Consider the following 20,641-nt stretch of genomic DNA (forward strand, 5'->3'; position numbering starts at 1 on the left):
AGAAGCTTTTGCTAGAGAGGGCGCATGACCACATTCGCCATTCTGCTGGGCGGCGACCTCTCCGTGACGCCCCGGCTCAAGTCCCAGATCAGGGGTGCCCGGGTAATCGCCGCCGACGGCGGCATGATGCATGCCGCCGCACTGCGCGTTCTTCCCGAACTCTGGGTGGGCGATTTCGATTCGGCGGGCTCCGAACTCACGGTGCAGTACCGCGACGTGCCGCGCGAAACCTTCCCCGCCGAGAAGGACGCAACCGACGGGGCAATCGCTGTGGCGGAAGCGATCCGCCGTGGCGCCACGGAGATCGTGCTGCTCGGCGGTCTCGGCGGCCAGACGGACCATACGGCCGGACTGCTCGGCCAGAGCATCCAGATCGCGCGGCAGGGCATCGCCTGCCTGCTGACGAGCGGCGTGGAGGAAGCCTGGCCGCTGGTCGGCGGCCGGATGCTGGTCGACCTGCCGCAGGGCACACGCCTCAGCATCATTCCGTTCACGGATCTTCACGGACTGGACCTTGCCGGCGTGAAGTGGCCCTTGAAGGATCGTGACGTGCCCGTGGGTTCCACCCTCACGCTTTCCAACGTGGCGCTGGGGCCTGTCGAGATCGCGCTCGCGGGCGGTTACGGCATCGCCATCGCCTATCCGCCGCAGGCTGCCGATGTCTGACCTCACGCTCACCATCGAAGGCATGGGCAAGCGCGGCGAAGGTGTGGCGGCACATGACGGCCGCATCGTCTTCGTGCCGGGAACGCTGCCGGGCGAAGTGGTGAAGGCCGCAGGTGACGGCGACCGGCTGTCCCTCGTCGTGGTGGAGCAGCCCTCGCCCGACCGTGTGGCGCCCTTCTGCAGGCACTACGGCCGCTGCGGCGGCTGCCAGCTGCAGCACTGGCGCGAGGCGCCCTATGAAGCGTGGAAGGGCTCGCTCGTCACCGACGCGTTGAAGGCGCGCGGCATCGCATGTGAGGTCGCCCCCTGCATCGACGCGCATGGCGCAGGGCGCCGCCGCGTGGCCATCCATGTGCGGAAACGCAGCGGCGTGGTCACCGCGGGCTACATGGAGGCGCGCAGCCATACGCTGCTCGATATCGACCAGTGCCCCATCCTCGACCCCACCCTGAACGGCGCCTTCGACATCGCGCGATCTCTCGGCACCAGGCTCGGCGACTGCGACGTGGCGGTGACGGCGACGCTCACCGGCCTCGACGTGAGCGTGAAGGCCGAACGTGACGTGCTGGCGCGCGAGCATGGCAATCTCGCCGGCTTCGTCAATGCACTCAGGCTGGCGCGGCTGTCGGTGAATGGCGAGGTGATCGCCACCGCCGTGCCGCCGCGCCTCGAGATCGGCAAGGCCACCGTCGCATTGCCACCCGGCGGCTTCCTGCAGGCAACCGCCGCGGGCGAGGAGACGCTGGCGCGGCTCGTCCTCGAGGCGCTCGGCAAGGCGAAGAGCGTCGCCGACCTGTTCTGCGGCATCGGCCCCTTCGCCTTGCGCATCGCCGAGCGCGCCCGCGTCGAGGCCTATGACAATGACAAGCCGGCCATCGCCGCGCTCAATGCCGCGATCAGGGCGAGCTCCGGATTGAAGCCGATGACGGCGGCGGTGCGCGACCTGTTCCGCGAACCGCTGGTACCCAACGAGATGAAGGAACTCGACGCCGTGGTCTTCGACCCGCCCCGTGCCGGTGCCGAGGCGCAGGCAAGGCAGCTGGCGCGGAGCAAGGTGAAGACGGTGGTTGCCGTCTCCTGCGACGCCGGAAGCTTCGCGCGTGATGCCGAAATCCTGATCGGCGGCGGCTATGCGCTGAAGGGCGTGACGGCGGTGGACCAGTTCAAGTATTCCTCCCACGTCGAGGTCGTTGCCCGCTTCGCGCGTTGATCTGTGGCAACAGCGCAACAGCGCCATCAATTTGGCCCGGTGCACTTCCATACGTTGCGCATTGCTGCTACGAAACCGTCACACGCAATCCAACAGAGGAGAATCAGCCATGGGAGCCATTTTTACGCGCTGCTGATCTCCGGGCCGCACTGAGGCTCGGGCCTCAGGCGGATAGCGTATCCTTCGCGCTTCAGGCGCTTTCATCACATCACTGAACGGTCGTTTCCGCTGCGCTGGCCTGTGCCGCGCGCGCTGCGCCTCATCACCCTTTCACGCGCATGGGCATCGCCCCATGTTCCCGCGATGGAGACTCGCATGTTCTCTCTCAATTTCGATCCGCTGTTCCTGGGCCTCGAGAAGGCGAAGCAGGCGGCCCTCCTTCTCAACGCCGGGTGGCGGCGCCAGCCATCGGACGCCGACCCGCGCGAGTTGCAGCGCATGCAGGACGAACTGCGCGCTGCACGCGAAAGGCTGCGCATGCAGGTGACGGGCGGCCGGTTGCTGTGGTGACCGCCGCCCGCTAGCATCCGCGTCATGGATGCGGATGTCATCGTGGTGGGGGCTGGGCTCGCGGGTGCGGCTGCGGCACTCAAGCTGTCGAAGTCCGGCAGGCGCGTGCGCGTCATCGAGGCGCGTGCGCGCTGCGGCGGGCGTGGCTTTGCAAGGTCCTATGCGGGCGACGGCCCGCAGCTGGAATTCGGCGGCGCCTGGATCACGCCCTGGCACCACCGCCTGCGCGCGCTGGTGACGGAACATGGCCTCAGCCTGCGCCCGCGCACGCCCGTCACCGGCCGCATGTGGCTGCGCGACGGCATGCTGCAGGGTGATGGCCCCGCCTCGCCACAGGACGTGACGGCGCATGAACGCGCCATTGCCCGCGTCGCCGCCGATGCGATCCTGCTGAAGAAGGGCCTCGCCACCAATGAAAAGGGCGAGCCGCTCACCGGCATCACCTTCTCCGCCTATCTCGACCGGCTGGCCTGCCCGCGCGCCACGCGCGGCCTGTTCTCGGCGTGGTGGACGGTGTCCGGCAATGCCGCCCACGACAAGGGGGCTGCCTCCGAATTCCTCGCAAGCTGCGCCTATGACAATGGCCTTGCCGAGGGCATGATCAATTTCTGGACTGACACGGTGGTGCCTGGCATGGGCGTGCTGGCGGAGCGCATGATCGCGGCCTCCGGCGCCGACCTCATGCTCGGCGAACCGGTTTCGCAAGTGCTGCAGGAGAGCGGGCATGTTGAGGTGATTGCCGGTGACCGGCGGCACCGGGCGAAGGCCTGCATTCTGGCGCTTGGCCTCAACCAGCTGCGCGGTGTGGCCTTCACGCCTTGGCTGTCGGATGCCAGGACCGCCGCCATCGCCCATGGCCATGGCGGGCGGAGCTTCAAGCTGTGGATCCGCGCCGAGGGCGTCGCCGTGGGCACGCTGGTGACGGGCGACGGCAGCGGCATCGAGTTCGCCTTCGCAGAGCGCGCCGAGGGCGGCACCACCTACATCGTCGCCTTCGGGCTGATGCAGGACGGCAATCACCCGCAGGACCCCGCCTGGGTAAGGAACCAGGCCGCGAAGCTCTTCCCCAATGCCCGCGTGCTGTCGCATGACTGGCACGACTGGCTGGAGGACCCCTTCGCGCGCGGCACCTGGGTGGCGGCACTGGCCGGGCACGAAGCTGGCTACGACTCCGCGGCATGGCAGCCGGAAGGCCGCCTCGCCTTCGCCTCCTCCGACTATGCGCGCGACCAGGCCGGCTGGTTCGAGGGCGCGGTGATTTCGGGCGAGGATGCGGCGGAAGCCGTGCTGAAACTCAGCTGAACAGCTGGCCGAACACGTCCATCGAGGTATTGGCGCCGCAGACGACGACGCCAACGCGCTCGCCCTTCTCCGGCCTGTAGGCGCCCGACAGCAGTGCCGCCAGCGCCGTGGCCCCGCCGGGCTCGGTGACGAGCTGCGTCTCGCGCCACAGGTGGCGCTGGGCGTCGCGGATGTCGTCATCCGTGACGAGGGCCACCCCGGCGATGTGGTCTCGCGCGATGTCGAACATCAGGGCGCCGACATAGCTGGCGCCGAGCGAGTCGGTGGCAAGCCCCGAGGGTGCCACCTTCACGCGCTCGCCTGCCGCAAGTGATGCATGAAGCGCATTGCAGGTTTGGGGCTCGACGCCCACCACCTTGACCCTGGACTGGTACCACGCCGCAATGCCGCCGATGAGGCCGCCGCCGCCCACCGCGACGAGCAGCGTATCGATGCCGGGCGCCTGTTCTTCCAGCTCGCGCGCCAGCGTGCCCTGGCCTTCCAGCGTCGGCGCGGCATCATAGGCATGGACGTTGGTGGCGCCGCTCTGTGCGATCCACTCCTCGCACAGCGCGAAGGCCTCGTAATAGTTCGCCCCCTTCTGCACGATCTCCGCGCCATAGGACGCGATGCGCGAGACCTTTGCGGGCGAGGCGATCTCGGGAACGAAGATCCTGGCACGATGGCCGAGCTGGCGCGAGGCATAGGCAACCGCCGCACCATGATTGCCGCCCGATGCGGTGGCCACACCGCCCGCACCCACCTCAGCCTGCAGCAGCGTGTTGAAGGCACCGCGCGACTTGAAGCTGCCGGCATGCTGCAGGAGTTCGAGCTTCAGCGTGACGGGAAGATCGACGCCCGCGACCATGACATCGATCACCGGCGTGCGGCGCACCTGGCCCGCAATGCGGGAGGCGGCGCGGCTGATGGCCTCGCGCGCGATCATTCGGCCGGCGCCACGCTGACCATGGTGTCCGACTTGCCGCCGAAGACCTGGTCGTAATAGCGCTTCTGCGCCTGTGCCGCGGTGAGCGCATTGCGCATCAGGATCGACACCGTGACGGGGCCGACGCCACCCGGCACCGGCGTGATCCAGCCGGCGGTTTCGGCACAGGCCTCGTAGTCCACGTCGCCCACGGTGATGTGCTTGCCGTTCTCCTCGATCTGGTTGATGCCGATGTCGATGACGGCGGAACCCGGCTTGATCATGTTGGGCGTGATGAAGCGCGGCTTGCCCACCGCCACGAAGATCGCATCCGCCGCGCGCGAATGGACGGCGAGGTTCCGCGTCATGTGATGGCAGACGGTGACGGTGGCACCCTCCGCCATCAGCAGGAAGGCGATAGGCTTGCCGACGATTTCCGAATGCCCGATCACCACCACTTCGAGGCCCTCGAGCTTCAGGCCCGTGCGCTTCAGCAACTCGACCGAGGCCGCCGCCGTGCAGGGCGCCAAGGAGGTGTCGCGATAGACGATGTTGCCGATGGAGGCCGGGTGCATGCCCTCCACATCCTTCAGCGGGTGCACCGCCGTCTGCAGCTCGCGGATGTCGAGGTGCTTCGGCACCGGGCGCTGGATGATGACGCCGGTGACGCGCGGATCGGTGTTCAGCGCCTGCAGCATCGCCAGCATCTCGACGCGCGACACGGTGGCCGGCAGGTGCCGCTCCTCGAACATGATGCCCGCCTTCTCCGCCCCGCGTGCCTGGTTTCGCACGTAGAGATGGACGGCGGGAACATCACCGATGGTGATCGACACGAGCTTGACCGGCCAGCCCTTGGAGGCCAGCTCCTCCACGCCCTGGTAGACGGCACGGGTGATCTCCTCGGCGACGGGCTTGCCCATCAGGGCGTTGTGGCGGGTGGCGGCGTGGGCGTTCATCAGCGGCACTTTCCTTGCATTTGGCGCCTCTTTCTCACGCCGAGATCGCCATGCGCAAGCCCCTTGCATCCAGAGGCGGATCGGCGGGGAAGGAGATGGCGCGGCCCTCCAGGATGCGCCGCGCACTCCACGCGCAGGCGCAGCCATCGATCAGGTCGTCCGCCCCCACATCGGCCCGGCGATAGGCGGCGGGCGGCAAGGCCTCGAGCGGGAAGCCAGCATCCGCCAGCAGCGCCTTGCGCAGCGCGAGGCCAGGCGCATGGGGCTGGCCCTTCACCTTCTTCGGCAGCGGCAGCGGCGCCTCGCCATGCATCGCCCAGAAGGCGAGTTCGGGGTGAACCTCGATCACGCGCGCCTGCAGCTGCGGCGTCATCAGCGCATCGATCTCGCGCATCTTGGGGAAGATGTGGAAGATCTGCTTCGACACCTTCTTCGGCGGGTCGGAGGCGGCGAGATTGGCCGCGCAGGCCTCGCGGTAGTCCGCGCACATGACGGCGGCGCGCGCGGGCACCGAGAACACGCTCGACTGCCGCCCGCCGAGGCGCGACCGCACCTCGCGCTCGGCCGCACGGCCCGATCCTTCCGGAAAGCCGATCGGCATGTCCACCGCGATCACCGCCGCATCCATCGCCAGAACCTCGGCAAAGCTGCGGCACAGGTGATGCGACACCGTCTCTGCCCAGCGCACGGCGATCCAGCCGCCGGGGCAGCCATCGACACCGATGACGGGCGTCATGTCGCGTGCAGCGTGCCTGCCACGTCCAGCACGGATGACCCCGCGCTGCGCCAGATGGCGCGCGACAGCGTCTCCATCGCGGCGGCGAAGGCGTGGTGCGGCGATTGCATCAGGCGTTCGGCCAAATAGAGCCCGCTGAGGAAATCGCCCGTGCCGTGCGGCACCTTGTCGAGCTTCGTGCTGACCACGCGGTGCGACTGGCCGGGCGTGACGAGCAGCGTGGCGAGGCCTTCCTCGCAGGGAATCGAGGTGGCGATCACCTCCGGCACCAGCAGCGCATGGGCCGCAGCAATGGCGCTTCGCTCGTCCGTCACCTCGCGGGATGTCAGCCATGACAGCTCGAAGCCATTGGGCGTGACGCAGGAGGCGCGCGGCAGCAGGTGATCGCGGATCGCCTCCGCCACCTCCGGCGCAACATAGAGCTTGCCGTGATCGCCCATGACAGGATCGACCAGCAGGAAGGGCGCGCGGACACGGTCGAGCAGCCGCGCCACCTCCTCCACCTGTCCCACACTCGCGAAATAGCCGGTGAGCACCGCATCGAGATCGCCGAGCGCACCCAGCGCTTCCAGCGCGGCAAACATGCGCGCCATGTCATCCACCGGCGTCCGGAAACCAGCCGGTGCCCCATGGCCCGGATGGTTCGACAAGGTGATCGTGGGCAGTGCCAGTACCTCGTGGCCCTTGGCCTGCAGCGCCGGAACGGCAGCACTGTTGCCAACGGGCCCCCAGACGACCTGGCTCGAGATGCTGAGCACCTTCATCAGATCACGTTCTTCTCGAAGATCGGCTGCCTGTCGCGGATGCGCGTGAAGCCGAGCCGCGTGAGGTCGATGGTCTTGTAGCGCCCGTCGATGACGAGTTCCGAAATCGCATTGCCCGCCGCCGGGCCCTGCTGCAGCCCATGGCCGGAAAAGCCATTGGCGAAGAGGAAGTTGGTCACCTCCGGATGCGGCCCGATCACCGCATTCTGGTCCAGTGCATTGTAGTCGTAGTGACCCACCCAGGCGCTGATCACCTTGATCGCCTCGAAGAGCGGCACGCGCTCGGCAAGTGCCGGCCAGATATTCTCCTCGAACCAGGCATGATCGACCTCCCAGTCGAGACTGTCCGGTTCCTGGTGCTCCTCCGGCGAGAGCCCTGCGAGGAAGTTGCGGCCCTCGGGGCGGAAATAGACGCCACCGGGAATGACGGTGAGTGGTGCCTTGTGCAGCGCCTCGGTGGCCGCCGGGCAATCGAGCACATAGACATAGCGTTTGCGTGGTCCCACGGGGAGCTCGATCCCCGCCATGGCGGCGAGCTTGCCCGCACCGGTGCCAGCGGCATTGACCAGCGTGCCGCAGGCGATGGCCTCGCCGGAAGTGAGCATCACGCCGGTGATGTGGTCACCCTCGCGCGTCACGCCCGTTACCTCGTCGTGAATCAGCTCAACGCCCTGCGCGATCGCAGCCTTCCGGAACAGCGCCGCGAACATGTAGGGGTCCACCCAGCCCTCGCCCGAAAGGCCGAAACAGCCGGCCGCGATCCCCTCCGTCACCAGCCAGGGAAAGCGCGCCGCCAGGTCCTCGCCGCGCAGCAGCACGTTGTCGGCGCCATGGGCGATCTGGACCGCGTGGTTCTCCTCGAGGATGGGCAGGCCCTCGGGGCTCGCGCAGATCAGGTAGCCCTGCTCCTTGAAGCCGATGTCGGCATCGGGTCCGAATTCGCTTTTCAGGGTCTTCACCAGCGCCACGCCGAACTTGGAGAGCGCGATGTTCTCCGGCGTCGAGAACTGCTGGCGCAGGCCGCCGACCGAGCGCGCGGTGCAGCCCAGCGCCCAGCTCGTGTCCTTCTCGACCAGGGCGATGGAGCCCGCGAATCCATTTTTCCGCAGGTAATGGGCGCTGGCGCTGCCCACCACGCCGCCACCCACGATCACGACGTCATAAGTTTTCATGGCGGCGGACATTGCCCAAACCGCAATCATCCCACAAGCACAGAAGCCATGCGGCTCATCCAAAAGTGGGCTTCCAATGACGCATTGCGGCGGCTAGCTTGCAGCGCAGCAAGAGACGGAAAAGACAAGATGTTCAGAGCCAGACGCAGCGTCCTCTACATGCCCGGCGCCAATGAGCGCGCCCTCGAGAAGGCCAAGACGCTCCCTGCCGACAGCCTGATCCTCGACCTCGAGGATTCGGTCGCCCCCGATGCCAAGGCAGACGCCCGCGCCAAGGTGGCCGCCGCGGTGAAGGCGGGGGGCTTCGGGCGGCGCGAGCTTGTCATCCGCATCAACGGCCTCGACACGCCCTGGGGCGTGGACGACCTCAGGATGGCGGCCGAGGTGAACCCCGATGCCATCCTCGTCCCCAAGGTGGCGCGGCCAGGCGACATCGTGAATGTCTCGAAGATCCATTTCGGCATGGGCGGGGCCGAGAAGACCCGCATGTGGGCGATGATGGAGACGCCCATGGCCATCTTCAACGTGCGCGAGATCGCCTCGGTGCACCAGGTGGCGCGGCTTTCCTGCCTCGTGCTCGGCACCAATGACCTCCTGAAGGAATCTCGCGCACTCGCCACCGGCGGCCGCTTCGCCATCCTGCCCTGGCTGTCGATGACGCTGCTGGCGGCACGCGCCTATGGCCTCGACGTGATCGACGGCGTCTACAATGACTTCCGCGACGAACAGGGCTTCCGGGCCGAGTGCGAGCAGGGCCGCACGCTGGGAATGGACGGCAAGACGCTGATCCACCCCGGCCAAATCGCGGCCTGCAACGAGATGTTCTCGCCCTCGCCCGAGGAAGTGGCCTGGGCGCGCAAGATCATCGCGGCGTTCCAGCTGCCTGAGAATGCAGCGAAGGGCGTCATCACGGTCGATGGAAAAATGGTGGAACGCCTGCACCTCGCCATGGCGGACCGCGTGGCAGCCATTGCGGAGGCAATTTCGTGATCCTCAAGACCAACCCCGGCAATTACTTCGAGGACTTCCGCCTCGGCCAGACCATCCGCCACGCCACGCCGCGCACGGTGACGGCGGGCGACGTGGCGCTCTACACGGCTCTCTATGGCTCGCGCTTCGCGCTGCAGTCCTCCGATGCCTTCGCCAGGGCGGTGGGCTACCCGCAGGCCCCGGTCGATGACCTGCTCACCTTCCACGTGGTCTTCGGCAAGACCGTGCCGGATGTCTCGCTCAATGCGGTCGCAAATCTCGGCTATGCCGATTGCCGTTTCCTCAGGGCTGTCTATCCCGGCGACACGCTGTCGACGGTCTCGGAGGTCATCGGCCTCAAGGAGAACTCCAACGGCAAGACCGGCACCGTCTATGTGCGCTCCGTGGGCACGAACCAGAAGGGCGAGGAGGTGCTCTCCTATGTGCGCTGGGTGATGGTGCGGAAGCGCGACGAGCAGGCACCAGCACCGGAAGCCATGGTTCCCACGCCGCCGAAGCGCGTGGACCTTAGCGAGCTCGGCCGGGCCTGCCCGGTGATCAACACCAAGGCTTGGAATGACGGCCTCGCCGGCTCGTCGCACCGCTTCAAGGATTATGCCGCGGGCGAGAAGATCGACCACGTCGATGGTATGACCGTGGAGGAGGCCGAGCACATGCTGGCCACCCGCCTCTACCAGAACACCGCCAAGGTGCATTTCAACCAGCACTCGGAAGCGCAGGGGCGCTTCGGCCGCAGGCTGATCTATGGCGGCCACGTCATCTCGCTGGCGCGTGCGCTCAGCTTCAACGGGCTGGCCAATGCCTTCCACATCGCAGCCATCAACGGCGGCCGCCACGTGGCGCCATTGTTTGCCGGCGGCACGGTGTTTGCGTGGTCGGAGATCATCGAGACCGCGGATGTGCCGGGCCGCAACGATGTCGGAGCGCTCCGCATCGTCACGCGCGCCACGCGCGATGTTCCGTGTGCGGAGTTCCCGGTGGAGGATGGCGCGCCCGACAAGCCGGGGGTGATCCTGGAGCTGGATTACTGGGCGCTGATGGTGCGGTAGTCACTCACCGATATCCTCCTGCTCATCATGGCCGGGCCTGACCCGGCCATCCTTTTTGCGGCCACCGAAAAGGATGCGCGGGTCGAGCTCGCGCATGATGAGTGTGGGGTGGCGAAGGCGCCCTACCCCACCGGCGTCCACAGCACCTGGTCGATCCGCGTCGCGCCCGCCGCCAGCATCACCAGCCGGTCCAGCCCCAGCGCCACGCCCGAGGCCGGCGGCATCATCGCCAGCGCCTCCAGCAGCTCCTCGTCGATCGGGTAGCGCTCGCCATAGACCTGTTCCTTGACGTCCATCTCGGCGACGAAGCGGCGGCGCTGCTCCTCAGGGTCGGTCAGCTCGCCGAAGCCGTTCGCCAGCTCCACCCCGCAGGCATAGAGTTCGAAGCGCTCGGCGACGCGGCTGTCGCGCGCCGTGGTGCGGGCGAGGGCCGCCTCGACGGATGGGTATTCATAGAGCACCGTGATGCGGCCATTGCCGAGTTGCGGCTCCACCCTCTCCGACAGGATGCGGCTGAAGATGTCGGACCAGCTCTCGCCCTTGCCGAAGGCGACGGGCGAGACCCTTGCCAGGGCATCCCGGTCGGCCGTGCCGTCGGCGCGCAGCGTGGCGAGAAGGTCCACCCCGGCATGGGTCTTGAAGGCGTCGTTCACGGTGAGCCACTCCGCCCCGGCGAAAGGGTCCGCCGTCCGACCCTTCCAGGTGAACTGCCGGGTGCCGGCGGTGCGGGCGGCGAGCTGCACGAGGGCGAGCGTGTCGGCGATGATGGTCTCGTAATCCTCCCGCGCCCGGTACCATTCCAGCATGGTGAACTCCGGTGAGTGGGTGGGCGTGCGCTCCCGGTTCCGCCAGACATGGCCCAGGTTGAAGATGCGGGTTTCCCCCGCCGCCAGCAGCTTCTTGCAGGCAAATTCCGGCGACGTGTGGAGATAGCGCGTCTCGGTTGCGCCATCGGGCTGGATGAGCCCGGTCGCAAAGGCATGAAGATGGGCCTCGTTTCCGGGCGAAAGGGCCAGTGCGGCGCAATCCACCTCCACGAAGTCGCGTTCGGCGAACCAGTGACGGATGGCCGCCACGATGCGGTTCCGGGCCATCAGGAAGGGGCGCCGGTCGGCATGGCGGGAGGGGTCGAACCAGCGGGACGGGGTGGCCAAGGGCCTGACCTCCTGGGGGGTTGGCTTCCGGAATGGCCGCTGCTAATACCCCGCGCAACCCATTCCGGCAATTCGAGAGAAACGAGAACAAACGTGGTCAAGGTAATCGCAAGCGGTGTCCGCAAGGGCAATGTCATCGAGCACGAGGACGGCAAGCTCTATGTCGTCCTGAAGGCCGAATCCATGCACCCCGGCAAGGGCACCCCCACCACCACGATCGACATGCGCCGCATCTCGGACGGCGTGAAGACGGTGGTGCGCTACAAGACGACCGACCCGCTCGAGCGCGCCTTCGTCGAGACCATCACGCATTCCTACCTCTACCAGGACGGCGACAACTACGTCTTCATGAACCCCGAGAACTATGAGCAGATCCAGGTCTCGGGCGACATGCTGGGTGATTCGGCGCCCTTCCTTCAGGAAGGCATGGAGTGCCAGATCGCGCTGTTCAACGGTGCGCCCATCTCCATCGAGCTGCCGCAGCGCGTGACGCTCGAGATCGTCGAGACCGAGCCCGCCATCAAGAACCAGACGGCGTCGTCCTCCTTCAAGCCGGCCGTGTTGTCGAACGGCGTGCGCACCATGGTGCCGCCCCACATCGTGTCCGGCACCCGCATCGTGGTCCAGACCGAGGACGGCGCCTATGTGGAGCGCGCCAAGGACTGAGGGGTCCTTCAGCATCGAATACGGAAATGGCCGGGTTCGCCCCGGCCATTTTTGTTTTGAGGAGCCCCGCGCTTAAGGACCGTCACCCCGGCGAAAGCCGGGGCCCAGCTTTGGGCGTCGACCGCGTGGAAAGAAGCGGGGTCCCGGCTTTCGCCGGGATGACGGCAAGAGTGGGATCACCCGAAGGCCTTCGCCATCACATCCGCCAGTCGCTTCGCGAAGCTCGCCGGGTCCGGCACCTGCTCACCTTCGATGATGAAGGCCTGGTCGAGCAGCAGCTGGGCGGCATCCTCGACCGAGGCCGCGCCCTTGGCCTTCACCTGTGCGGCGAGTGCCTTGATCAGCGGGTGACCCGGGTTCACCTCGAGGATCGGGGCCGACACCGAGATACCGGAGTCCTTCTGGCGTGACAGCAGCTTCTCCAGCGTGCGGTCCATCATGCTGTCATTGACGATGCAGACGGCACTTTCCGTGAGGCGCTTCGAGGACCGCACGTCCTTCACGCGCTCGCCCAGCGCCTGCTTCAGCGCGGCGGCGAGCACTGCGGTCTCGGCATCCGCCGCCGCATCGGGCTTCGCCTCGTCCTTGGCCACGATCAGGTCGAGATCGGCCGACCCTTGAGTCACCGACTTGAAGGGCTTGCCCTCGTAACCCAGCGCCGTCCTCACCCAGAACGAGTCCACCGGATCGGTCAGCAGCAGCACCTCGACATCGCGCGCCTTGTAGCCCTCGAGCTGCGGCGAGGCCTTGGCCTTGGCCGCATCCTCGGCGGTGAGGTAATAGATCGCGGTCTGGTTCTCCTTCAGCCCCGCGATATAGTCCTTGAGGCTCACCCAGTCGCCCTTGGTCGACTTGAACCGGACGAGCTCATAGAGCTGGTCGCGGCGCTCCATGTCCTCGTAGAGGCCTTCCTTCAGGACAGGGCCATAGATCTCCCAGAGCTTCCGGTAAGCGGCATCATCCGTCTCGCTCAGCTTCTTGAGCTCCGAGAGCACCTTGTTGGTGACAGCCTTGCGGATCGCCGCCACCTGCGGATTGTTCTGCAGCATCTCGCGCGAGATGTTGAGCGGCATGTCCTCCGAATCGATGACGCCGCGCACGAAGCGCAGATAGGCCGGCAGCAGCTCGACGTCGTCAGCGATGTAGACGCGCTTCACATAGAGCTTCTGGCGGCCGCGCCGCTCCGGATCATAGAGGTCGAAGGGCCGTTCGCCCGGCACATAGAGCAGGACCGTATATTCGTTGCGGCCCTCGGCGCGGTAATGCAGCGTCAGTGCGGGGTCGGAATAATTGCCCGAGATATGGCCGAAGAATTCCTTGTGCTGTTCGGGCGTGATGTCGGACTTGGCCCGCGTCCAGATCGCGTTGGCGGAGTTGATCTGCTTCGCCGTCTCGTTTCCGACACTGAGCATGATCGGATGCGCGATGTGGTCGGAATAGGTGCGAACGACACTCTCGATCTTCCAGTCCTCGAGGAACTCGAGCGCGTCCTCGCGCAGATGCAGCACGATGGAGGTGCCGCGCGGAGCCGACTCGACCGGCGTCATGGTGAAGCTGCCCGAGCCGTCGGAGGACCACATCCAGGCCTGGTCGGAGCCTGCGCGGCGCGAGATCACGTCCACCTTCCCGGCGACGATGAAGCCCGAATAGAAACCGATGCCGAACTGGCCGATGAGGTGCACGTCGCCCTGCTTCGCCTTGGCCTGCTCGACGAAGGCCTGCGTGCCCGACTTGGCGATGGTGCCGAGATTGTCGATCAGCTCCTGCTCGCTCATGCCGATGCCGGTGTCGGTGATGGTGAGTGTCTTCTTTTCCTTGTCGGGCGTGATGGTGATGGTGAGGTCCGGCTGGCCCTCCAGCAACTGCGGGTTGGCGATCGCCTCGTAGCGCAGCTTGTCGAGCGCGTCGGCGGCATTGGAGATCAGCTCGCGCAGGAACACGTCGCGGTCGGAATAGACCGAATGCACCATGAGGTGGAGGAGCTTTGCCACCTCCGCCTGGAATTGATGGGAGGTCGCGGTGGTGGCGTCCGTGGTCGCCGTGTCAGTGGCCATGTCACCCTCTTCACAAGCATGTGATTGATTGATGACGTGCATATCGGGTGCCGCTGCCCGATGGTCAAGGGGGCCAAAACAAAAGAGAAAAGGCCGAAGCAGTGACTGCTCCGGCCTTCGAAACTCTCTCGAGATTACGCCTCAAACACACTGAAACTTGGGGGGGGGGGGGGGGGCCCGGCCGGCTTCACGAGATCCGGGGGGCTGGGGGGCTGAGATTTCCGAAGCTCAACACCAGCCGGGCCGCTAGAGGCAACGATCTCCTTATGGCGGCGGGTTGGGGCGGCAGCTTGATCGCAATGCGGCCAAAACGTGATTTCTGCTGCGCGCTTGCCAAGGGGCGGGAACGGGTTCATCCTCTCGGACGTCATCAGCCTGTCACGACGCTGCGGGGTGAAGTTTGGACAAGACCGACGACATAATTCCGCTCCGGCCCTGGGAGGCGCATGCCCCGGCCGGACAGAGCTACTCAAGCCCGTCGCAATCCCAGAAACCGCCAGAGCGTGTCGCCTTCGACCGCAAGGAGTTGCAGACCATACTGGGCTTCTACGGCACCAAGGTGGCCGAGGGCGAATGGCGCGACTACGCCATGGATTTCGGCAAGGACAAGGCCACCTTCTCGGTGTTCCGCCGCGCCTCGGAAGTGCCGCTCTACCGGATCGTGAAAGACCCCGCCCTGGCGCGGAAGCAGGGCATCTATTCCGTGGTGGCCCAGACCGGGCTGATCCTCAAGCGCGGCCATGACCTGAGCACCGTGCTGCGCGTGCTGGCGAAGACGCCGAAGCTCTCCACCATCTGAACGCGGGCCAAGAAAAAACCCCGGCCTTTCGGCCGGGGTTTTCCGTTTCGTCTCGGAATTGCGCTCAGTTCTGGCGCATGATGCCGAGGATGTTCAGGATGTTCACGAACAGCGTGATGAAGCTGCCATAGAGCATGTAGGCGCCGATGATCGACTTGCCCTTGGCCACGCCCGGCGCATCACCCTCGACATACATCTCCTTGATCTGCTGGGTCTCCCAGGCGGTCACGCCGGCGAAGAGCAGCACGGTGATGATCGAGGTGATCAGCGACATCATCGTCGACTGGACGAAGAAGGCGTTGATCAGGATGGCGACGATGATGCCGATCGAGGCCATCATGAAGAAGCCGCCGAAGCCCGACAGGTCACGCTTGGTGACATAGCCCGCGAGGCTGGTGGCGCCGAAGGTGACGGCGGTGATCAGGAAGGCCTGAACGACCATGCCCGAGTCGACCGCCAGATAGGTGCCGACCATCGGGGCGATGGCGAGACCCCACAGCGCGGCATAGCCCCAGTAGGCGGCCTGCGCGACCGTGGTGTTGCCCGACATCATCATCCGGGGGGCGAAGAAGCCCATACCGAGGATGGCGATGAAGAACACCCACTTCAGCGAATAGACGGTGGCCATGGCAGCGGGGCTTGCAGCCACCGCCAGCGTGATGATGGCGGTGAGCGCCACGCCGAGCGCCATGTAGTTGTAGATGCCCAGCATGTAGGAGCGGAGCCCCTGGTCGATCTCCGCCCGGGACTGGGTCCTGACCTGGGTTTGAAAGCGAGTGTCGGCCATAGTGTTTCGTTCCTCCAGAAAACCTCGGTGCGAATATGGGTTCGCACCACCTCTGCGGCAAGTTACAGGAAATTTAGGTTGGTGCCAACGCGATCACGAATTCGCGAGCAGTTCCATCTTCTTGGCCAGCGCCACGTCCTTTTCCGTGACACCCCCGGCGGAATGTGTCGTCAAGGTCACCTCGACCCGGCCATAGACATTGGTCCATTCCGGGTGGTGGTCGGTCTTCTCGGCAAACAGCGCCACCCGGCTCATGAAGCCCCAGGCCTGGGAGAAGGACTTGAACTGGTAGGTCTTGGTGATGGCGTCGCGCCCCTTGGCCTCCGTCCAGCCGTGCAATTCATGGAGCGCCTTGGCGCGTTCGACCCCGACCAGTGCCTTGTCCGTCATAAACCTGCCTGCAAACGATAGGATTCCTCGACCGCATAGGGACCACCCCCACGCGACGGGCGCGACGAGAACAGGACGAAGCGCCCCACCTCGAAGACCCGGCTCTTGTAGAGGTTATGGGAGGCGACGAAGGCGTGCAAGGCCCGAAGGTCCGGCTCCTTGAGCCGCGCCAGCGTCACGTGCGGTGCGAATTTCCGCGGCTCCGCCGGCATGCCCAGGGTCTGGCAGATGCGCTCGTGGATCGACTGCAACCGCCGCAGTTCGGGGCTTTCCTCCACTGCTGCATAGAGCGTGTGGGGCTTGTTGCCGCCAAACACCCCGCAGCCGGTCAACCTCAGCTTGAAAGGCCGCGCCTCCACACCTTCGAGTTCGTAGCTGATCTCGCGGGCCAGCCCCTCGTCGATGTCGCCGATGAAGCGCAGCGTGATGTGATAGCTCTCGCGGTCGATCCAGCGCGCCCCGCTGATCCCGCCCCGCATCAGATCGAGGTCAAAGGCCACATCATCCGGGATTTCGACGCCGGTGAAGAGTCGTGGCATGCGGGGCCTCCTTAGCCGTGAAGGATAGGCGAATCGCGATCCTTCAACGGTATCGCGATTTTCGCCAATCCCAAGCCCTAATTTCCGCCAGCCTTGCCCAGAAGTTGCTCAACGCTGGGCAGGATGCGGGCGACGATCACGTCGACCCCGGCCGGGTTGGGGTGCATGCCGTCGCCCTGGTTCAGCTTCGGGTCGGCCGCCACGCCATCGAGGAAGAAAGGATAGAGCAGCACGCCGTGCTTCGCGGCAAGCCGCCCATACATGCCATCGAACTGGGCCTGATATTCCGGCCCCATGTTGGGCGGCGCCTTCATGCCGGCGAGCAGCACGGGAAGCTTCTTCCGGGAGAGCGCGGTGAGGAGCCCGTCCAGCGCCTGCTCGGCCTGGGCGACGGGCAGCCCGCGCAGCGCGTCGTTGGCGCCAAGCTCCACGATCACGGCATCGACGGGCTCGGACAACGCCCAGTCCAGCCGGGCCGCGCCGTCGGCGGCGGTGTCACCCGAGACGCCGGCATTGATCACCTTCACGTCATGCCCCTTGGCCTCCAAGGCAGCCTCCAGCCTGGCCGGAAAGGCCTCCGCCGGCCCCACGCCCAGCCCGGCCGTCAGGCTGTCGCCCAGCGCGAGGATGGTCTTGGGGGCGGCGGCAGCGCCGCTGGCCATGAGGACGACAAGTGCGAGGGCGGTGAAAAGTTTCAGCATGATGGTCACTTAAGCGCCATGGTTGTCCGGTTCAAGCATCCGGCCCTCGACTTCAGCCGTAACGGAAGCCATGTTCGATCCGATGACCAGCACCGCCGTCTCCCTCCGGAATGTCCACCTGACGCTGCCCAGCCGGGCGGGGAACGTCGACATCCTGCGCGGGGTGGACCTGGACGTGAAGCCGGGCGAGGCGCTGGGCATCGTCGGCCCCTCGGGCTCCGGCAAGACCACGCTGCTGATGGTGATCGCCGGCCTCGAGAAGGCTTCGAAGGGCGACGTCACGGTGGCCGGAAGATCCCTCAGCGGCCTTGGCGAGGACGAACTCGCCGCCTTCCGCCGCGACCATGTGGGCATCGTGTTCCAGTCCTTCCATTTGATCCCCACCATGACGGCGCTGGAGAATGTCGCCGTGCCGCTGGAGTTCCGCGGTGCGAAGGACGCGATGGAGATCGCAAGCGACCGCCTCACCCAGGTCGGCCTCGGCCATCGGCTGGACCATTATCCGAGCCAGCTCTCGGGCGGCGAGCAGCAGCGCGTCGCCATCGCCCGTGCGCTGGCGAGCGGCGCGAAGATCATCATCGCCGACGAGCCCACCGGCAATCTCGACCACGTGACGGGCGAACAGATCATCAAGCTGCTCTTCGACGTGAAGGACCAGCACGGCACGTCCCTCATCCTCGTCACGCATGACCGCTCGCTCGCCCAGCGCTGCGACCGCATGGCGGAGGTGCTGGATGGCAGGATCGTCGCCGGAGCGGCGCCTTGAACCCGTCACTCTGGCTGCGTTTCGCGCTGCGCGACTTGCGCTCCGGCCTGCAGGGCTTCTGGATCTTCCTCACCTGCCTGGCACTCGGCACCGGCACCATCGCCATCATCGGCGCGCTCTCGGCATCGATCGAGCGCGGCATCGACGAGCAGGGCCAGCCGCTGCTGGGGGGCGACCTTGAATTCTCGCTCATCCACCAGCAGGCGAGCCAGCCGCAACGCGATTACATCGCGTCCAGGGGTGAGCTCAGCGAGGTCGCCACCGTGCGCGGCATGGCGCTGACCGCTGACAACACCGCACTCGTCGAGGTGAAGGCCGTCGACGGCAACTACCCGCTCTATGGCCGGATGGAACTCGAGGGTGGCCTGCCGCTGGCCGACGCCATCGCCACGAAGGACGGCGTACCCGGGGCCGCGGCCGACCCGCTGCTGCTCGGCCGGCTCGGCATCAAGCTCGGCGACAGCGTGAAGCTCGGCAACACCCAGGTCCAGATCCGTGCCCTCATCAGGAACGAGCCGGATCGCCTCTCGGACACGCTGGTTTTGGGCCCGCGCCTGATGATCTCGCCCGAAACCCTTGCGGCCACCGGCATCGTGCAGCCCGGCAGCCTCGTCACCTATCGCTACCGCGTGAAGCTGGCCGAGAATTCGCTCACCGCCGCCAAGGCGGTGGAAAAGGAAGCCGAAGCGAAGTTCAAGGATGCCGGCTGGCGCATCCGCACCCGCAACAATGCCGCCGCCGGGGCCGATGGTTTCGTCGAACGTCTCGGCTACTTCATGACGCTGGTCGGCCTCGCCTCGCTGATCGTGGGCGGGGCCGGAATCGCCAATGCCGTGCAGGCCTTCGTCACCCGCAAGATGGGCTCGATCGCCACGCTCAAGTGCTTGGGCGCCTCCTCAGCCGACGTGATGGGCATCTACCTGACCGAGATCATCCTGGTGGCACTCATCGCCATCGCGCTCGGGCTTGCGGCGGGCGCCATCGCGCCACCCGTCATCACCGCGCTCTTCGGCCAACTCATTCCCGTGCCGCTGTCGCAGCACTTCCAGGCCTGGCCCCTCGTCTTCGCCGGCCTCCTCGGCCTTCTCACCACGCTCGCCTTCGCGCTGTGGCCGCTGGCCCATGCGCGGCAGGTGGCGGCCTCGGCCCTGTTCCGCTCGCGCATCGTGCCGGTGCGCGGCTGGCCGGGGACGGGCCCCTTCCTCGTCATCCTGGCTGCGCTGGCGCTGATGGCGGCTCTCACCTTCTATGCCTTCGAGAACGTCAAGGTGACGGCCTATTTCCTCGGCGGCCTCGTCGCCAGCTTCGTGGTGCTGCTCGGTCTCGCGCGCCTCATCATCACCGGTGCCGAGCGCCTGCCGCGCAGCCGCTCCGCCATCTGGCGCTATGCGGTCGGCAACATCTATCGCCCGGGCTCCGCCGCAGCCTCCGTCATCCTCGCGCTGGGCCTCGGCCTCACGCTCTTCGTGACGCTGGCGCTCACCGACCGCAGCATCTCGAAGGAACTGCTCTCCTCGATCCCGGAACGCGCGCCGGCCTTCTTCTTCCTCGACGTGCCCAATGGCGAGCTCGCAACCTTCAAGGACGGCCTGATGAAGGAGCAGGGCGTCACGCACGTCAACAACACGCCCATGCTGCGTGGCCGCGTCGCCGCCGTGAAGGGTGTTCCGGCGGAGAAGGTGAAGGCCTCTCCTGAATCCAACTGGGCGCTGCGCGGCGACCGTGGCATCACCTATGCCGCCGAGCTTCCCGAAGGCTCGCGCCTCGTCGCGGGCGAATGGTGGCCGGCGGATTACAGCGGCCCGCCGCTCGTCTCGCTCGTCGACGAGATTGCCAACGGCATCGGCGTGAAGATCGGCGACGAGATCACCGTCAACGTGCTGGGCCGCGACATAACAGCCAAGGTCGCCAACCTGCGCGCCGTCAACTGGCGCAGCCTCGGCATCAACTTCGTCATGGTCTTCACGCCCAGCACGCTGAAGGCCGCTCCCCACAACCACCTCGTCACGGTGGAGATGAAGGGCGGCGACGAGGCGAAGCTGCTCAACGCCATGGCGCGCGCCTACCCCTCCGTCACCGCGGTCCGCGTCAAGGATGCGATCGACATGGTGAGCGGGCTTCTGGAGAAGATGCTGGTGGCGATCCGCGGCGCCAACATTCTCACACTCCTCACCGGCATGCTGGTGCTGGCGGGCGCACTCGCCGCGGGCCTCTCCGAGCGCCTCTACGAAGCGGTGGTGCTGAAGACCTATGGCGCCTCGAAGCGCCAGCTCGTCGGCGCCTTCGTCATCGAATATGCCGGGCTCGGCCTTGCGGCGGCGGCCTTTGGACTGGCCGTGGGCTCCGCTGCCTCATGGTTCCTGTCGCATTTCATCCTGGAAATTCCGTGGAGCTTCTCCGGCCCCACGGCGGTGCTGACGGCTCTTCTCGCCATGGCCGTCACCGTCGCGGGCGGGCTTGCCGTCACCTGGCGTGCACTTTCGGCCAAGCCGGGGCCCTTGCTCAGAAACGAGTAGAATTCGTCAC

21 protein-coding genes are annotated in these 20,641 nt (G+C 66.5%); 10 read left to right on the forward strand and 11 right to left on the reverse strand.

Going from position 1 to position 20,641, the window contains the following annotated elements; all coding sequences use genetic code 11:
- Positions 1 to 24 precede the first annotated feature (24 nt).
- The 4 genes from DK847_RS07980 (at position 25) to DK847_RS07995 (ending at position 3,688) form a co-directional block, all read left to right on the forward strand.
- The gene (locus DK847_RS07980; protein ID WP_111197576.1) at positions 25 to 666 is read left to right on the forward strand and encodes a thiamine diphosphokinase; all 642 of its coding nucleotides are present in this window, start codon (positions 25 to 27) and stop codon (positions 664 to 666) included.
- On the forward strand, positions 659 to 1,876 hold the full coding sequence (locus tag DK847_RS07985) for a class I SAM-dependent RNA methyltransferase (RefSeq protein WP_111197577.1): 1,218 nt from the start codon (positions 659 to 661) through the stop codon (positions 1,874 to 1,876). Before DK847_RS07980 ends, DK847_RS07985 begins: the two co-directional genes overlap by 8 nt.
- 315 nt (positions 1,877 to 2,191) lie before the next feature.
- On the forward strand, positions 2,192 to 2,386 hold the full coding sequence (locus DK847_RS07990; RefSeq protein ID WP_111197579.1) for a hypothetical protein: 195 nt from the start codon (positions 2,192 to 2,194) through the stop codon (positions 2,384 to 2,386).
- A 24-nt stretch (positions 2,387 to 2,410) separates the two neighbouring features.
- On the forward strand, positions 2,411 to 3,688 hold the full coding sequence (locus DK847_RS07995) for a flavin monoamine oxidase family protein (RefSeq protein WP_111197581.1): 1,278 nt from the start codon (positions 2,411 to 2,413) through the stop codon (positions 3,686 to 3,688).
- Here the strand turns inward: DK847_RS07995 and DK847_RS08000 are convergent.
- The 5 genes from DK847_RS08000 to DK847_RS08020 are packed head-to-tail and all read right to left on the reverse strand — an operon-like array spanning position 3,681 to position 8,220.
- Positions 3,681 to 4,613, reverse strand: a complete 933-nt coding sequence (locus DK847_RS08000) for a threonine/serine dehydratase (protein ID WP_111197582.1) — start codon at positions 4,611 to 4,613, stop codon at positions 3,681 to 3,683. The two genes, DK847_RS07995 and DK847_RS08000, sit on opposite strands and share 8 nt — an antisense overlap.
- Positions 4,610 to 5,548, reverse strand: coding sequence for a bifunctional 5,10-methylenetetrahydrofolate dehydrogenase/5,10-methenyltetrahydrofolate cyclohydrolase (locus tag DK847_RS08005; protein ID WP_111197584.1), 939 nt, complete (start codon positions 5,546 to 5,548; stop codon positions 4,610 to 4,612). Before DK847_RS08005 ends, DK847_RS08000 begins: the two co-directional genes overlap by 4 nt.
- A gap of 34 nt (positions 5,549 to 5,582) precedes the next feature.
- On the reverse strand, positions 5,583 to 6,284 hold the full coding sequence (locus tag DK847_RS08010; protein ID WP_111197586.1) for a DUF429 domain-containing protein: 702 nt from the start codon (positions 6,282 to 6,284) through the stop codon (positions 5,583 to 5,585).
- Positions 6,281 to 7,048, reverse strand: a complete 768-nt coding sequence (locus DK847_RS08015) for a bifunctional hydroxymethylpyrimidine kinase/phosphomethylpyrimidine kinase (protein WP_111197588.1) — start codon at positions 7,046 to 7,048, stop codon at positions 6,281 to 6,283. The genes DK847_RS08010 and DK847_RS08015 overlap by 4 nt, the downstream gene beginning before the upstream one ends.
- Complete coding sequence (locus DK847_RS08020; RefSeq protein WP_111198131.1) at positions 7,048 to 8,220, reverse strand: NAD(P)/FAD-dependent oxidoreductase; 1,173 nt, start codon at positions 8,218 to 8,220, stop codon at positions 7,048 to 7,050. Before DK847_RS08020 ends, DK847_RS08015 begins: the two co-directional genes overlap by 1 nt.
- 129 nt (positions 8,221 to 8,349) lie before the next feature.
- Here DK847_RS08020 and DK847_RS08025 point away from each other — a divergent pair, with 129 nt between their 5' ends.
- Both DK847_RS08025 and DK847_RS08030 read left to right on the forward strand, forming a co-directional pair.
- Entirely contained in the window at positions 8,350 to 9,210 is an 861-nt protein-coding gene (locus tag DK847_RS08025) for an HpcH/HpaI aldolase/citrate lyase family protein (protein WP_245414553.1), read from the forward strand.
- Complete coding sequence (locus DK847_RS08030; protein WP_111198133.1) at positions 9,210 to 10,259, forward strand: MaoC family dehydratase; 1,050 nt, start codon at positions 9,210 to 9,212, stop codon at positions 10,257 to 10,259. Before DK847_RS08025 ends, DK847_RS08030 begins: the two co-directional genes overlap by 1 nt.
- Positions 10,260 to 10,381: 122 nt before the next feature.
- Here the strand turns inward: DK847_RS08030 and epmA are convergent, their stop codons facing one another.
- Entirely contained in the window at positions 10,382 to 11,413 is a 1,032-nt protein-coding gene (epmA, locus tag DK847_RS08035) for an EF-P lysine aminoacylase EpmA (RefSeq protein ID WP_111197592.1), read from the reverse strand.
- 93 nt (positions 11,414 to 11,506) lie between these two features.
- Here epmA and efp point away from each other — a divergent pair, with 93 nt between their 5' ends.
- Positions 11,507 to 12,079: an elongation factor P gene (gene efp / locus DK847_RS08040; protein WP_245414554.1), complete on the forward strand. Its 573-nt coding sequence runs from the start codon at positions 11,507 to 11,509 to the stop codon at positions 12,077 to 12,079.
- Positions 12,080 to 12,255: 176 nt separating this feature from the next.
- Here the strand turns inward: efp and htpG are convergent, their stop codons facing one another.
- The gene (htpG, locus tag DK847_RS08045) at positions 12,256 to 14,133 is read right to left on the reverse strand and encodes a molecular chaperone HtpG (RefSeq protein WP_111197593.1); all 1,878 of its coding nucleotides are present in this window, start codon (positions 14,131 to 14,133) and stop codon (positions 12,256 to 12,258) included.
- A gap of 400 nt (positions 14,134 to 14,533) precedes the next feature.
- On the opposite strand from htpG, the gene DK847_RS08050 reads away from it, so the two are divergent.
- A complete protein-coding gene (locus DK847_RS08050; RefSeq protein WP_245414555.1) occupies positions 14,534 to 14,932 on the forward strand; it encodes a DUF2794 domain-containing protein in 399 nt (132 codons plus the stop codon).
- Between the two features lie 64 nt (positions 14,933 to 14,996).
- Here DK847_RS08050 and DK847_RS08055 read toward each other — a convergent pair whose 3' ends face one another.
- From DK847_RS08055 to DK847_RS08070, 4 genes are all read right to left on the reverse strand, one after another.
- A complete protein-coding gene (locus DK847_RS08055; protein ID WP_111197595.1) occupies positions 14,997 to 15,719 on the reverse strand; it encodes a Bax inhibitor-1/YccA family protein in 723 nt (240 codons plus the stop codon).
- A gap of 93 nt (positions 15,720 to 15,812) precedes the next feature.
- Positions 15,813 to 16,109, reverse strand: a complete 297-nt coding sequence (locus DK847_RS08060; RefSeq protein ID WP_111197597.1) for a 4a-hydroxytetrahydrobiopterin dehydratase — start codon at positions 16,107 to 16,109, stop codon at positions 15,813 to 15,815.
- Positions 16,106 to 16,648 (reverse strand): RNA 2',3'-cyclic phosphodiesterase, encoded by a 543-nt coding sequence (thpR, locus tag DK847_RS08065; RefSeq protein ID WP_111197599.1) that lies wholly within the window; start codon positions 16,646 to 16,648, stop codon positions 16,106 to 16,108. Before thpR ends, DK847_RS08060 begins: the two co-directional genes overlap by 4 nt.
- 77 nt (positions 16,649 to 16,725) lie before the next feature.
- Complete coding sequence (locus DK847_RS08070; RefSeq protein WP_111198138.1) at positions 16,726 to 17,349, reverse strand: arylesterase; 624 nt, start codon at positions 17,347 to 17,349, stop codon at positions 16,726 to 16,728.
- A gap of 70 nt (positions 17,350 to 17,419) precedes the next feature.
- On the opposite strand from DK847_RS08070, the gene DK847_RS08075 reads away from it, so the two are divergent.
- Positions 17,420 to 18,115 (forward strand): ABC transporter ATP-binding protein, encoded by a 696-nt coding sequence (locus tag DK847_RS08075; RefSeq protein ID WP_425358687.1) that lies wholly within the window; start codon positions 17,420 to 17,422, stop codon positions 18,113 to 18,115.
- Positions 18,112 to 20,631 (forward strand): ABC transporter permease, encoded by a 2,520-nt coding sequence (locus DK847_RS08080; protein ID WP_111197600.1) that lies wholly within the window; start codon positions 18,112 to 18,114, stop codon positions 20,629 to 20,631. The genes DK847_RS08075 and DK847_RS08080 overlap by 4 nt, the downstream gene beginning before the upstream one ends.
- The last annotated feature ends 10 nt before the right edge of the window (positions 20,632 to 20,641 follow it).

The organism is Aestuariivirga litoralis, from assembly GCF_003234965.1.
GTDB lineage: Bacteria > Pseudomonadota > Alphaproteobacteria > Rhizobiales > Aestuariivirgaceae > Aestuariivirga > Aestuariivirga litoralis.

What these genes read in the sequence shown, in the direction of transcription:
- DK847_RS07995 (WP_111197581.1), top strand. Translation starts at nt 2,411, where the DNA reads ATGGATGCGGATGTCATCGTGGTGGGGGCTGGGCTCGCGGGTGCGGCT.
- DK847_RS07980 (WP_111197576.1), top strand. Translation starts at nt 25, where the DNA reads ATGACCACATTCGCCATTCTGCTGGGCGGCGACCTCTCCGTGACGCCC.
- thpR (WP_111197599.1), bottom strand. Translation starts at nt 16,648, where the DNA reads ATGCCACGACTCTTCACCGGCGTCGAAATCCCGGATGATGTGGCCTTT.
- DK847_RS07985 (WP_111197577.1), top strand. Translation starts at nt 659, where the DNA reads ATGTCTGACCTCACGCTCACCATCGAAGGCATGGGCAAGCGCGGCGAA.
- DK847_RS08005 (WP_111197584.1), bottom strand. Translation starts at nt 5,548, where the DNA reads ATGAACGCCCACGCCGCCACCCGCCACAACGCCCTGATGGGCAAGCCC.
- DK847_RS08015 (WP_111197588.1), bottom strand. Translation starts at nt 7,048, where the DNA reads ATGAAGGTGCTCAGCATCTCGAGCCAGGTCGTCTGGGGGCCCGTTGGC.
- DK847_RS08055 (WP_111197595.1), bottom strand. Translation starts at nt 15,719, where the DNA reads ATGGCCGACACTCGCTTTCAAACCCAGGTCAGGACCCAGTCCCGGGCG.
- DK847_RS08070 (WP_111198138.1), bottom strand. Translation starts at nt 17,349, where the DNA reads ATGCTGAAACTTTTCACCGCCCTCGCACTTGTCGTCCTCATGGCCAGC.
- htpG (WP_111197593.1), bottom strand. Translation starts at nt 14,133, where the DNA reads ATGGCCACTGACACGGCGACCACGGACGCCACCACCGCGACCTCCCAT.
- DK847_RS08010 (WP_111197586.1), bottom strand. Translation starts at nt 6,284, where the DNA reads ATGACGCCCGTCATCGGTGTCGATGGCTGCCCCGGCGGCTGGATCGCC.
- DK847_RS08060 (WP_111197597.1), bottom strand. Translation starts at nt 16,109, where the DNA reads ATGACGGACAAGGCACTGGTCGGGGTCGAACGCGCCAAGGCGCTCCAT.
- DK847_RS08025 (WP_245414553.1), top strand. Translation starts at nt 8,350, where the DNA reads ATGTTCAGAGCCAGACGCAGCGTCCTCTACATGCCCGGCGCCAATGAG.
- DK847_RS08000 (WP_111197582.1), bottom strand. Translation starts at nt 4,613, where the DNA reads ATGATCGCGCGCGAGGCCATCAGCCGCGCCGCCTCCCGCATTGCGGGC.
- DK847_RS08020 (WP_111198131.1), bottom strand. Translation starts at nt 8,220, where the DNA reads ATGAAAACTTATGACGTCGTGATCGTGGGTGGCGGCGTGGTGGGCAGC.
- DK847_RS08075 (WP_425358687.1), top strand. Translation starts at nt 17,420, where the DNA reads ATGTTCGATCCGATGACCAGCACCGCCGTCTCCCTCCGGAATGTCCAC.
- DK847_RS07990 (WP_111197579.1), top strand. Translation starts at nt 2,192, where the DNA reads ATGTTCTCTCTCAATTTCGATCCGCTGTTCCTGGGCCTCGAGAAGGCG.